At 32.5% G+C, this 12,244-nt stretch carries 13 protein-coding genes; 9 read left to right on the top strand and 4 right to left on the bottom strand.

Annotated features, from left to right (window positions below; genetic code table 11):
- Nucleotides 1-1,607: hypothetical protein (locus Q7C23_RS19900; protein WP_375034139.1), on the bottom strand; the 1,607-nt coding region annotated here is incomplete at its 3' end.
- A 175-nt stretch (nucleotides 1,608-1,782) separates the two neighbouring features.
- Entirely contained in the window at nucleotides 1,783-2,115 is a 333-nt protein-coding gene (locus Q7C23_RS19905) for a hypothetical protein (RefSeq protein ID WP_375034140.1), read from the bottom strand.
- Between the two features lie 499 nt (nucleotides 2,116-2,614).
- Between Q7C23_RS19905 and Q7C23_RS19910 the strand changes: the two genes are divergently transcribed.
- The 7 genes from Q7C23_RS19910 (at nucleotide 2,615) to Q7C23_RS19940 (ending at nucleotide 8,671) form a co-directional block, all read left to right on the top strand.
- On the top strand, nucleotides 2,615-3,100 hold the full coding sequence (locus tag Q7C23_RS19910; RefSeq protein WP_074663548.1) for a histidine phosphatase family protein: 486 nt from the start codon (nucleotides 2,615-2,617) through the stop codon (nucleotides 3,098-3,100).
- 5 nt (nucleotides 3,101-3,105) lie between these two features.
- Complete coding sequence (ppk1, locus tag Q7C23_RS19915) at nucleotides 3,106-5,187, top strand: polyphosphate kinase 1 (RefSeq protein ID WP_375034141.1); 2,082 nt, start codon at nucleotides 3,106-3,108, stop codon at nucleotides 5,185-5,187.
- 35 nt (nucleotides 5,188-5,222) lie between these two features.
- Entirely contained in the window at nucleotides 5,223-6,113 is an 891-nt protein-coding gene (locus Q7C23_RS19920; protein WP_072976074.1) for a Ppx/GppA phosphatase family protein, read from the top strand.
- Nucleotides 6,114-6,212: 99 nt separating this feature from the next.
- Nucleotides 6,213-6,788, top strand: coding sequence for a TMEM175 family protein (locus tag Q7C23_RS19925; protein WP_375034142.1), 576 nt, complete (start codon nucleotides 6,213-6,215; stop codon nucleotides 6,786-6,788).
- Between the two features lie 94 nt (nucleotides 6,789-6,882).
- Nucleotides 6,883-7,440: a hypothetical protein gene (locus Q7C23_RS19930; RefSeq protein ID WP_375034143.1), complete on the top strand. Its 558-nt coding sequence runs from the start codon at nucleotides 6,883-6,885 to the stop codon at nucleotides 7,438-7,440.
- Between the two features lie 35 nt (nucleotides 7,441-7,475).
- A complete protein-coding gene (locus tag Q7C23_RS19935; RefSeq protein ID WP_375034144.1) occupies nucleotides 7,476-8,036 on the top strand; it encodes a Crp/Fnr family transcriptional regulator in 561 nt (186 codons plus the stop codon).
- Between the two features lie 56 nt (nucleotides 8,037-8,092).
- Complete coding sequence (locus tag Q7C23_RS19940; protein ID WP_375034145.1) at nucleotides 8,093-8,671, top strand: NAD(P)H-dependent oxidoreductase; 579 nt, start codon at nucleotides 8,093-8,095, stop codon at nucleotides 8,669-8,671.
- Nucleotides 8,672-8,689: 18 nt separating this feature from the next.
- On the opposite strand, the gene Q7C23_RS19945 is transcribed toward Q7C23_RS19940, so the two are convergent.
- A complete protein-coding gene (locus tag Q7C23_RS19945; protein ID WP_375034146.1) occupies nucleotides 8,690-9,106 on the bottom strand; it encodes a DNA polymerase III subunit gamma/tau in 417 nt (138 codons plus the stop codon).
- Between the two features lie 251 nt (nucleotides 9,107-9,357).
- Nucleotides 9,358-10,443: a DNA polymerase III subunit gamma/tau gene (gene dnaX, locus Q7C23_RS19950; RefSeq protein ID WP_375034147.1), complete on the bottom strand. Its 1,086-nt coding sequence runs from the start codon at nucleotides 10,441-10,443 to the stop codon at nucleotides 9,358-9,360.
- Nucleotides 10,444-10,700: 257 nt separating this feature from the next.
- On the opposite strand from dnaX, the gene Q7C23_RS19955 reads away from it, so the two are divergent.
- Together Q7C23_RS19955 and Q7C23_RS19960 are read left to right on the top strand one after the other, a co-directional pair.
- The gene (locus Q7C23_RS19955) at nucleotides 10,701-11,495 is read left to right on the top strand and encodes a hypothetical protein (protein ID WP_375034148.1); all 795 of its coding nucleotides are present in this window, start codon (nucleotides 10,701-10,703) and stop codon (nucleotides 11,493-11,495) included.
- 229 nt (nucleotides 11,496-11,724) lie between these two features.
- The gene (locus Q7C23_RS19960) at nucleotides 11,725-12,207 is read left to right on the top strand and encodes a hypothetical protein (protein WP_375034149.1); all 483 of its coding nucleotides are present in this window, start codon (nucleotides 11,725-11,727) and stop codon (nucleotides 12,205-12,207) included.
- The last annotated feature ends 37 nt before the right edge of the window (nucleotides 12,208-12,244 follow it).

Consider the following 12,244-nt stretch of genomic DNA (forward strand, 5'->3'; position numbering starts at 1 on the left):
ACATCGGCATCACATAAATCAGCTGCAATCGGTAGGGCAGCTTGTGCATTGGCCAATCCTTGAGTATCACTACATTCTAAAGTTACATTAAGAGCAGTGGCAGCAGTTGTCCATGTCGGAGCTGTAGTATCTTCGATAGTGATGATCTGAGTAAAGACAGTAGAGATATTTGTACATGCATCAGTTGCAGTCCAGGTATTAGTGTACGTTCCTGCATTGCTACAAGATAGAGATGCTACAAACTGACCACCTATTTTGTTATAAGTGACTGTTCCTCCACAACTATCTGTTGCTACAGGCGCATTAGCCTGAGCAGTTGCTAAACCGGCAGCGTCACTACATTGCAAAGTTGCATTAAGTGATCCTGCAGCAGTTGTCCAGATTGGTGCTGTTGTGTCGTTAACAGTAACTATTTTTTCACAAGTAGAACTGCATCCGTCTAAAGTAGTAGTTAGTACTAATTTGAACGTTGCGTTACAAACAGAACCAGCCTGAACAGTTACATTTTGTGCATTTGTAGCAGATGTTATGGTGGCGCCATTTGCAGTTGCAGGAGGTAAAGACCACGCATAGGTAGTCATATTGGCTGGAGCTGTATAAACATTGGAAGAAGTCAAACATACAGGACCAGCAGTACCAGTAATAGAACAACTAGTTGGAGCTTTTACTGTTACGGTTGCTTCATTTGTAGCAATATTATTTCCAGAGCATAAGCCTGAATTAGAAAATATTGCTCTGAATTTCGTAGTTTCTGTTAAATTAGCGGTATTATAAACTGTTAAACCTGCTGTATTAGCGATATCTACCCAAACTGAAAATGGAGAGATAGATGATTGCCATTTAGTTACAGTAGAATTAGCATTTAGACCAGTTATTGTTAAAGCGGTGCTAGCTCCTGAACAAATAGTTGAGTTTGGTCCAACTATTCCTTTTAGTGGAATTCCAAAAGTAAGTGGGACATTAATACAGGAACTTGAATTAGGTGAGTTACCGCTAACAGAAGCTAATTTTGCAATATTGATTATACCAGGGTTATTAGGATCACAAATGTTGATTCCCAAACTTCCAAAAGGAATATTAAACTCTAAGAATGTAGCACCAGAATTACAATTGGCGTTACCAGCCTGAACAGCAAGACCCGCAGGGATAACGTTAGTTTGAGTTTTAGTATTTCCGCTTCCCGTGTATAAAGTAAAACCACTTCCGTTAGAATTAATTTCTAAGATATATTCAGCACCAGCAACACTAATGGTGCCTCCAAATGCATCTGAAGTTAATCCGGTTAAAGGATTATTATTGGTATCTAAGTATAATCTAAAAAGTGCCGAACCGCCATTACCAATGTCCATACCTAATCTTAATACTTGATTTTGAGTATCAACTTTAGCGTGAATCGTTCCAATATTGCACGTTGAAGAAGGGTTAGCTGATAATACTGTGCTATAAACAGTTCCGGTTGCATATTCATCACCAACTGCGTTGGGTCCTGGGCAGTAATCTCCATCATATGTACCTTGAGAATAGCCACTTGTAATAAATATTAAAAGTAACGCTATAAAAACGCCTTTAATATTGATATTTTTTAAAGAAGAAGTAATGTTTTTCATAATCTCTAATTTTTAAAACTTTAATACTTTTATTATGAGACTTATATTTTTTTTTAATCAGTTTTGTTTTGATTAAAAATTATCGATCGGCAATAACAAGGAACTGATGTTTAAAGAGACTTTTTCCTGTTTTCGTTTGGGAGCGTATTTCTTTTAATTTTTTAAATGAAATGAATTATGTAGTAATAGAATGGTTAGGACCATATTGAAAAGCAATACGATATTCCGTTATAGTGCTTTTAAAAGAATCTGTAAAAGGCCTAATAAGCGTAATGTTTGGAATATTTGAATTGCTGTAGCTGTCTAAAGAAGAAGTTTTATTACTTCTGTTGTTTTCAATCTTTAGATTAAGATCGAGATACCCGGCTTGTTCAAATGAAATAAGTATAATGAAACAGAACAGTATTGAAAAAATGTTTTTTTGGAAGATATTGTTTCTGAACGAAAAAATAAACTTACAATTGTTGACAAATTTTACAGCTTTTATTAGAGTAGTTTTAGTTCTCATAACTTGGGTTTTTGTTTTTTGGTTTTTGTTGATTTTTAACATAATCAAAGTTATATAGACTGTTTTATTTTGATTTTTTTTGTCTGTAACTAACCTAAAAACTCGTTGAAAGGTATTTTTTTTGTTAAATAATGATCAAAAAAGCATTTTTTTATGCCATTTCTAACAAATTAAAAAATGCCTTTTTTTTACTTTTTTTACTTAAAAAATATTTTTCTATCTATTGTAAATTATTGATAATCAGATAATTGATGTTGTATTTATTAATTTAAATAAATCGACTAAGTGAACGGTTTAATAGATGAAGTACACTTTTTTTGAAAATTGGACATTTTTATTTTTTGATTTTCTTCATTTCGGCATCTTCGTTCTTCTTGTTAAAATTTTGGACGAAATGTTAACAGAAATAAAAAAGTGAGAACTATTAAAATTTCTTTTGTAAATTAGAACTTCAATAAATCAGAACTTCTTTTTTTGATGTTTCTAAATACTTCAGCCTATGAAAAATTTAATCTTAATACGTCATGCTAAATCAAGTTGGGAAGCACCTTTAAAAGACTTTGACAGACCTTTAATGAAAAGAGGGATTTTAGATGCGCATGATGTATCGGCCAATATTTCAAAATATCTTCCAAAAACATATATAATATGGAGTAGTACTGCAGCGCGTGCCTCAGAGACTGCTTTAATTTTTGCCCAAAATATTTCATATCCTATTGAGAGTATCGTTTATAAAGACGATCTTTATACTTTTGATGAAAGACAGCTCGAAAAGGTTATTAAATCATGTGATAATAGTTTCGAAAGCGTTATTCTTTTTGGACATAACGAGGCTATTACAAATTTTGTTAATAAATTTGGGGATGTTTTTATCGAAAACGTCCCGACTTCAGGTTTTGTATCATTACAATTTGACAGTGAAAGCTGGGATAACATCAATAAAGGCAAAACCCATAAAACAATTTTCCCCAAAGATTTAAAATAAATAAAGTGTACGAACAGAAATATATCGATAGAGAAAAAAGTTGGTTAGCGTTTAATGCAAGAGTGCTTCAGGAAGCTGCAGATAACACGGTTCCACTTTTAGACAGGTTGCGTTTTGTTGGAATTTTTTCGAACAATTTAGATGAGTTTTTTAGAGTTCGTTATGCCGCAATCCGTAGACTAAGCCTTTCAGGAATTTCTGGTGAAAAATATTTAGGCGGCGTTTCTGCCCATCAATTAGTAAAAGATATTACAGAAATAGTTATTCAGCAGCAATCTGAAAGTCTTCGTATTTTAGGTAATATCGAAGCTGAATTGGAAGCTGAAAACATATTTATCATCAATGAAGATCAAATTACGCAGGATCAGGAAAGATTTCTGAAAGACTTTTTTATTCAGAAATTGAGTCCCGAACTCGTAACTATCATCTTGAATGATTTAGCGGAATTTCCTATTCTTAAAGATACTTTGGGATATTTGGCTGTTCGATTAGAGATGAATCAAAATGATGAAGTTCGTTATGCAGTTATCGAAATTCCAAAAACAATAAACAGATTTGTGGTTCTACCATCGCATGATGATAAACATTATGTTATTTTGATTGATGATGTAATTCGTTATAATTTGAAGAATATCTTCAATATTTTCGATTATAAAAGTGTTTCGGCACACATGATTAAAATTACCCGTGATGCACAGTTGGATATCGATAGTGATTTGAGTAAAAGTATGCTCGAGAAAATTGCTTCTTCGGTAAAAGACAGGAGGATAGGTGAACCTGTGCGTTTTATTTATGATAATTTAATTGAAGAAGATACTTTGCGTTTCTTTTTGGATAAAATGAAAATTGTTGAGACAGATAGTATTATTCCGGGAGGAAGATATCATAATCGTCGTGATTATATGAATTTTCCAAATTTAGGACGATACGATCTACTCTATAAACCAAATGAACCATTGCCAATTCCAGGGCTAAGTTTGGGAGGAAGTATATTGGAGAAAATCAATAAAAAAGACTATTTATTACATGCTCCATATCAATCATTCTCTTATTTGACAAAGTTTTTGCGTGAGGCGGCTTTAGATCCTACAGTAACCAGTATAAAGATTACTTTATATCGTTTAGCTAAGAATTCGCAGATTATCAGTTCTTTGATTAATGCAGCAAAAAATGGTAAAAAAGTAACAGTTCAAATTGAATTGCAGGCTCGTTTTGATGAAGCAACCAATATCTCGTATGCTGAACAAATGCAGACAGAAGGAATTAATCTTATTTTCGGAATTAAAGGATTAAAAGTACACAGTAAAATATGTGTTATTGAAAGAGTTGAAGACGGAAAAACAAGGCGTTACGGGTTTATTTCAACCGGAAATTTCAACGAATCTACGGCTAAAATTTACACAGATGTCACACTTTTTACTTGTCATCAGGGAATTCTGAAAGACATTTCTAAAATATTTGAATTTTTCGATATTAATTACAGAGTACACCGATACAAACATTTAATTGTATCGCCACACTATACCAGAACCAAGTTTGTCAAACTGATTGATCGTGAAATTTTGCATGCTCTTGCCGGTAGAAAAACACATATTAAACTTAAAATGAATAGTTTGTCTGATTTTAAAATGATCGATAAATTATACGAAGCAAGTAATGCCGGAGTAAAAATTCAGTTACAGGTTAGGGGGATTTGCTCTTTAATTCCGGGAATTCCGGGAATGAGCGAAAACATCGAAGCTATTAGTATTGTTGATAATTATCTGGAACACTCAAGAGTTTATATTTTTGGAAATGCAGGTTTAACCGAAGTTTATATTTCATCTGCCGATTTTATGACCAGAAACCTGGACGGAAGAGTAGAGGTCACATGCCCTATTTATGATCTGGAAATTAAAAAAGAACTGATTGATAATTTTAATATTGCATGGAAAGGGAATGTTAAAGTGAGATATCATTCCTATAAATTAGATAATAAATACAAGCCTAGAAATCATCATGCCCCATTTAGAGCTCAGCTTGAAACCTACAAATACTACCAAAATAAAATTGCGGTATTAGAAGAGGTTCCTCAGAAAATAAATTAATAAAAACCAAAATCAATTTCAAATCATAAGTGAGCATGATTAATATAAAGAAGTTTGCAGCAATAGATATCGGATCAAATGCCATGAGGCTGCTGATATCGAATGTTGTAGAACAAGAAGGCAAAGAACCACAATTTAATAAAAGTTCCCTTGTTCGTGTACCAATTCGTTTGGGACAAGATGCCTTTACTGTAGGCGAAATTTCAGAAGAAAATATAGATCGAATGGTTGATGCCATGAAAGCATTTAATCTTTTGATGAAAGTACATAAAGTAGAACGTTATATGGCGTTTGCCACTTCGGCAATGCGTGAAGCGTATAATGCCAAAGAAGTTGTCGCTTTGATTAAGAAAAAAGCTGACATAAAAATTGAAATCATTGATGGAAAAAAAGAAGCTGCTATTATTGCTTCTACAGATTTGCATCACCTATTAAAAACGGACGAAACTTATTTATTTGTTGATGTTGGTGGTGGAAGTACCGAATTTACTTTATTCTCCGACGGAAAAATGATTAATTCAAGATCGTTTAAAGCCGGAACAGTTCGTTTGTTAAATGATATGGTGTGCGACGTTGTTTGGGATGAAATCGAAAAATGGATTAAAACCAATACGGCAGATTATGAAGAAGTAACATTGATTGGTTCTGGCGGAAATATCAATAAGTTGTTTAAAATGTCTGGAAAACAGCAGGAAAAACCGCTTTCATACATTTACATCAATTCGCAATATGCTTTCCTGAATTCGTTAACATACGAACAAAGAATCGCCGAACTTGGATTGAACTCTGACCGTGCCGACGTAATTATCCACGCAACAAGAATTTATCTTAACGCAATGAAGTGGAGCGGGGCACGCCAAATTTACGTTCCAAAAATCGGACTTTCCGATGGTATCGTAAAAGCAATGTACTACGGTAAAATTTAATAAAAATAGCCACAGATTTCACAGATTCAAACGATTAAAAAATCTGTAAAAAATCTTTTAAACTGTGGAAAAAAAATACACAACAGTAATATCTTAAAAATGAATAAAACCAGACTCGAAGCTTTTAGTGATGGCGTTTTAGCAATCATTATAACTATAATGATTTTGGAGATTAAAGTGCCTCACGGACATGAATTTGCCGATTTAAAACCGCTTATTCCAAAGTTTCTAAGTTATATTTTGAGTTTTATTTATGTTGGAATTTACTGGAACAATCACCATTATCTACTTCATGGTTTATCTAAGGTAAACGGAAAAATACTTTGGGCGAATTTGCATTTGCTATTTTGGTTATCACTAGTTCCTGTGGCCACAGGCTGGATGGGTGAGCATAATTTTGCAAAAGCAGCAATGGCATTCTATGGGGCTATCTTATTGCTTTGTGCTATTGCTTACGTGATTCTTCAAAAAACGGTATTAGAAGTCGAAGGAAAAGATTCTGTATTAGCAAAAGCGCTTGCAAAAGATTTAAAAGGAAAAGCTTCTGTAGTTTTATATACCGTTGGAATTGTCGCTTCATTTTATAATGAATGGATTTCCGGTGCAGCTTATTTTATTGTTGCAATGTCATGGCTTATTCCGGATAAAAGGATTGAAAAAGTTTTTACTAAATAAAGATGTCACGGCATACATTTTCTTAAAAATGAAAAGAAAATGAATTGTAAAAATATAGTTGTAAGTTCGTTACTATAAAACTATTTTGACAAAGATGAAAAAAAGACTACTCACACTATTTTTGACTTTTAATATTTTAGGATTGTTGAATGCCTGCTTTCCTGAATGTCCACACGAAAAATATTATGATTATCATACGATAATTGCTAGTGTAGGTTATCCTAAAGTTGTAGCAAGTGAAAAATTAGTGTTCGGTTATCAGATAGATTGGGATAATCGTGAATATATGGCTGAAGAAAAGGTAAATTTCAACTTTTCGAATGCAATATATGCAACAACTAAATGTCAAAAAGGATATGGAGGTGAAAAATATCCCTTGATTAGAATTTCAATTAAAAGTGATGCAGCTTTTAATGCCAATTTTCCAGCCGGTTCTGAATTAAATAGTATTGTTATCGCACATGGTTATGACGTTAATGATAAGCTTGTTGAAGGTTTTCTGGCTGATTTAAATCCTGCTACATTAAATACTTATGCCATGAAAATAGCTTTAAAACCCGAAAGTTTTAAAAAACACAGGTTTACAATAGAAATTGAAAAATCAAATCATGAGATTTTAAAAGCGACAACTGAAGAAGTAACATTTGAATAAAACAGATTTTTTACTACAAAATTATAATGTTAAAAATGAAATCCGTTTTTCAATCTATTCATATTTTACCTCAAGTTGAATTAGATCAATTAGATGATTTAATTACCTTTAGAAAGCTTAAAAAAGGAGAATTTTTATTGACCGAAAATCAGGTTTGTAATGAGATTTATTTTATAAAAAGCGGAATTTTACGATCGTATTTCTTTAATCATCAGGGAGATGAAATCACGAATTGTTTTGCTTTCGAAAACGAATTTATGGCTTCACTTTCCAGTTTTATAACGCGGGAATTAGCTCAGGAAAATATTGAGGCTTTGGTCGATACAGAATTACAGATTATCACTCGTGAAAGTTTAGAAAAGCTTTATAAAGTTGGAATTCATTGGCAGGAAATAGGTAGGAAGCTAACTGAAATGGAATATGTAACGCTTCAAAAAAGAATGATTTCTTTTCAGAAACTATCCGGGAAAGAACGTTATGAAGAGTTGTATAAAAACCATCAAAAATACATTCAGCTGATTCCGCTTCAGTATCTTGCTTCTTATTTAGGTATTACGCCAAGGCATTTAAGCAGAATTCGGAAAGCTATTTTATAGGACATTTGTCCAGTATCATTTTTCATGTGAATAGTATTTTTGTAAAAAATGTAAATATGAAAAAAATACTTATTATAAACGGACATCCAAATTCGGAAAGCTTCAATTTTGCTATCGCGGATTCTTACCAAAAAGGCGCTATCACTTCTGGTGCACAAGTAGAAACAATTACAATTGCTAGTTTAAATTTTAGTCCAAATTTGAAATTTGGCTACCAAAAAAGAACCGATTTAGAGACTGATTTATTGGAAGCGTGGGAAAAAATCCAGAGAGCGGATCACTTAGTCTGGATTCATCCTGTTTGGTGGGGCGGACTTCCGGCAATTACAAAAGGATTTATTGATCGTTTGTTTTTACCCGGAATGGCTTTTCAATACCGTGAAAACTCAGTTTGGTGGGATAAACTTCTAAAAGGAAAATCAGCACACATTATAACAACTTTAGATCAACCAGGCTGGTATTACAGATTGTTTTATGCGAGGCCAAGTGTTAATCAGTTAAAGAAATCAACTCTGGAATTCTGCGGTGTAAAGCCAGTAAAAGTAAGCTACATAGGAATTATAAAAGGATCTAATGAGTCTCAAAGAGAAAAATGGCTCGATAAAGTATATGATTTCGGACTAAGAAATAAATAACAATATTACGAACAAAAACTAAGTATGCAAATCCAATCCAAACGTTGTACGTAAAAGTTCAATATTTGGGTTGATTTCTAATAAACGATTGTAGCGATCCTGATCATTAAAACTTCTTTTGGTTTCGATCGCCTCATTCACAATAATTTCAATGGTAATATCGTGATTGTGTAGGTGTCCTCTCAAATGTCCTAAAATACCATTCATTTGACCTTCAAAATCTAATTTAGAACCCTCGTTTGGCAATTCAAGTGTAATTTGGGTGCCGTTTAATTTTGGATCGTTAATCAATAGTAACGATTCCATAATTTTGAAACCTTTTTCACCAAGACGTTGTGCATATTTGTTCCACTGTACTAACATTTCTGTTTCTGTAAAGTCTTCTGTAGGTAAAACTGAAGTAGGCTTTACATATGATTTGTTGCTTTCTTCCATTTCTTTTTTCGCACGAATACTCGCGAGAGAAAAAGCAGAAACCTTTTTAGGTTGATTTTCAGTTGAAGATGTATTTTCAACAGTAGCAGAAACTAGATTTTCAGCGTTTGCAGTTGAAACTATTTCTTCTTTTTGTGGCGTTAAGGTTTCAGAAGAATTATTTGAAGTTTCAGTTTGACTTTCGACTTTCGAGTTTTGACCTTTGACTTCAACTATAGAATAACCTCCATTTTTAAAGTAAGTAGGCGGAATTATGAATTGCTCAACTTTTTTTTTTCTCCATCAAAGTTGATAGAGGCTAATTGCATCAAACATAATTCGACCAAAAGACGTTGGTTCTGACTCAGTTTGTACTTTAAATCGGAATCGTTGGCAATGTCAATTCCTTTTAATAAAAAGTCCTGAGAACATTTTTGAGCCTGAACACCGTACATTTGTTGTGCTTGCTCGCCAACTTCAAGTAAACTCAAAGTTGCAGGTGTTTTGCTTACTAATAAATCTCTAAAGTGCGAAGCCAGACCAGCAATAAAATGATGCCCGTCAAAACCTTTCGCCAAAATATCATTGTAAGCCAATAAAAGTTCAGGAATCTTATTTTCTAAAAGTAAATCTGTAATGCTAATGTAAGTTTCGTAATCTAAAACATTTAGGTTTTCGGTTACAGCCTGACGTGTTAAATTAGTTCCGCAATAGGAAACTACACGGTCAAAAATAGATAAAGCGTCACGCATGGCACCATCAGCTTTTTGAGCAATAATGTGCAAAGCATCGTCTTCAAAATTGATTCCCTGACTTGTAGCAACTTCTGCCAAATGTTCTTTAGCATCTTTTACTGTAATTCTTTTGAAATCAAATATCTGGCAACGAGATAAAATCGTTGGAATAATCTTGTGTTTCTCTGTTGTTGCTAAAATGAAAATAGCATGTTTTGGCGGTTCTTCTAATGTTTTCAAAAAAGCATTAAAAGCTGCCGAAGACAACATATGAACCTCGTCAATAATATAGACTTTGTATTGCCCGGTTTGTGGCGGGATTCGAACCTGATCAATAAGGTTACGGATATCATCAACCGAGTTGTTTGAAGCCGCATCTAACTCAAAAACGTTAAAAGCAAAATCTTCATTTGGATCGTCATATCCTGGCTGGTTTATTTTACGGGCCAAAATACGTGCACAGGTTGTTTTTCCAACACCACGCGGTCCGGTGAATAAAAGGGCAGAAGCAAGATGGTTGCTGTCAATAGCATTCAACAAAGTGTTGGTAATGGCTTTCTGACCTACAACATCCTTAAAGGTTTGTGGGCGATATTTACGAGCCGATACTACAAATTGTTCCATATTCTTTTTTATTCGACAGCAAATATAGGGTATAATTTAATGATTTGAAAATTTAAAAATTGAAAGATTTCATGTGTTTTGAACATTAAAAAGTAATCTGTTTTTTTAGAGAATGTTGCGTTTTTAAATTGAAGTTTTTTGCTTTAATTATTTCTAATGAAATATTGTTTGGTTACTATTTTGTAATAAAAAATGTACTATTTTTAATCCCAAACAAATTGATATTTTGACAAAAGAATTAAATATAATTAGCATTTATGAACGCAAAACAAATAGTTAAATTAAGTAATATCATCGGCATTGTAGCCATACTTTTATTGGTCTATTGGGTATTTACTTTTATAATGATTCAGGTATTTGGATTAAAAGTTTTTAGAGAAAATATGACTGAAACTTTTTACCTAAGCGTTTTAGGAATTCTTGCTCTAATGACTGGTTCGTTGATTGTTAATCTAATGTTTAATTTGACACGAATAGCGGAACGACACAATCAAGATACCTTAAATACTAAATCAAATAAAATAAGATTTATAGCCTTACTTTTAATTTTTCCTTTGATTGCCATAATTTTATTTGGAGGAGATTATTTGACTTCTTCTAGAAAGGAAAAATTATTGGTCGCGTCGGCTAAATCTATAATTGAAACCAATAAAGCAAATAGTGATAAATTGGTAAATTATACTTTCTCAGAAAATTACATTAAAGAGACAGCATCTATTTTAGAAATTTTGTCTGGAACAGATAAAAATTTTCCGAATGTAACCGTAATTGTTAAAGATTCGATTAAAGTATCTCCAGTTTACTTAGGCTTCAATGAATATTTTAGAGAAAATTTGAAAGACACTATAAAACCACAAAAGGCAGAGTATCTTTATAAGACAACCCAAGAAGAAAGGCAATATTTAAACACTGTTTTTGAAAAGAATAATGATGAAATAAGATATAGTTCTCATGATGGGAATTATGAATTGTTTTATCCCTACAAAAAGAATGGAAAAACGATAGTCATATATTTTTCTGAACAACAACGTTATGGTAAATTGGGACGTTAAATGAAGAGAATAATTACAATTTTCGGGATTTTTTTTAAAGGTTATACATTATTGTTCTTGTTTTATTATTGTACAGGGTTGTGGTTGGAAATAGAGTACAATCTTCTTAAGTTTTTTCATTTATGGGTTGGAATAATTGTGCCTGCTCTGATTTTTTTAAATATAAAAATCTTTCAGGGGGAGTGCAAAAGATATTTTTTTTCTAATATTAAATCTTAAACTAAATTTGATGCAACAATATAATTTTAAAAATAACATTCTAAATCTAAAAGTTAAAAAATCTCCGTTTGCAGTCAGAATTGTAATGTTCTTTTTTGCATTTGCTTTTTTTGTATTTCCAATTGCGGGAACGATGGTTGGGGTATTAACGGGAAGCGGATTGCATTTTGGTTATTTTATTGGAATAGGTTTATTTTCATTGATGGGATTTTACTTTCTTCGACTTTCTTTATGGAACACTTATGGGGAAGAAAGGATTGAAATATTAGAAAATAAGATCATTTATGAAGCTAATTATGGATGGTTTAAAGATGGAAAGAAAGAATTTGCAATTATTAATCCGAATTATTCATTTAAAGCAGTGGGTTATGAAGAAGACAATGAAGGTGTGTTGATTATTTCTTCTGAACAGTCTCAAATGGAATCTGTTGTAAAAATACCGATGAATGATTTGGAATCATTGTTATATATTCTAGAACCTATCAGAATTTGAAAATTCTCTATAAATGAATTAATCTTTCTACTTTAAT

The organism is Flavobacterium sp. LAR06 (genome assembly GCF_041946075.1).
Classification (GTDB): Bacteria; Bacteroidota; Bacteroidia; order Flavobacteriales; family Flavobacteriaceae; genus Flavobacterium.

Bases quoted from the DNA above. Each gene is read 5' to 3' on its own strand.
- Q7C23_RS19905 (WP_375034140.1), bottom strand. From the start codon at position 2,115: ATGAGAACTAAAACTACTCTAATAAAAGCTGTAAAATTTGTCAACAAT.
- Q7C23_RS19910 (WP_074663548.1), top strand. From the start codon at position 2,615: ATGAAAAATTTAATCTTAATACGTCATGCTAAATCAAGTTGGGAAGCA.
- Q7C23_RS19920 (WP_072976074.1), top strand. From the start codon at position 5,223: ATGATTAATATAAAGAAGTTTGCAGCAATAGATATCGGATCAAATGCC.
- Q7C23_RS19925 (WP_375034142.1), top strand. From the start codon at position 6,213: ATGAATAAAACCAGACTCGAAGCTTTTAGTGATGGCGTTTTAGCAATC.
- Q7C23_RS19930 (WP_375034143.1), top strand. From the start codon at position 6,883: ATGAAAAAAAGACTACTCACACTATTTTTGACTTTTAATATTTTAGGA.
- Q7C23_RS19935 (WP_375034144.1), top strand. From the start codon at position 7,476: ATGAAATCCGTTTTTCAATCTATTCATATTTTACCTCAAGTTGAATTA.
- Q7C23_RS19940 (WP_375034145.1), top strand. From the start codon at position 8,093: ATGAAAAAAATACTTATTATAAACGGACATCCAAATTCGGAAAGCTTC.
- Q7C23_RS19945 (WP_375034146.1), bottom strand. From the start codon at position 9,106: ATGGAAGAAAGCAACAAATCATATGTAAAGCCTACTTCAGTTTTACCT.
- dnaX (WP_375034147.1), bottom strand. From the start codon at position 10,443: ATGGAACAATTTGTAGTATCGGCTCGTAAATATCGCCCACAAACCTTT.
- Q7C23_RS19955 (WP_375034148.1), top strand. From the start codon at position 10,701: ATGAACGCAAAACAAATAGTTAAATTAAGTAATATCATCGGCATTGTA.
- Q7C23_RS19960 (WP_375034149.1), top strand. From the start codon at position 11,725: ATGCAACAATATAATTTTAAAAATAACATTCTAAATCTAAAAGTTAAA.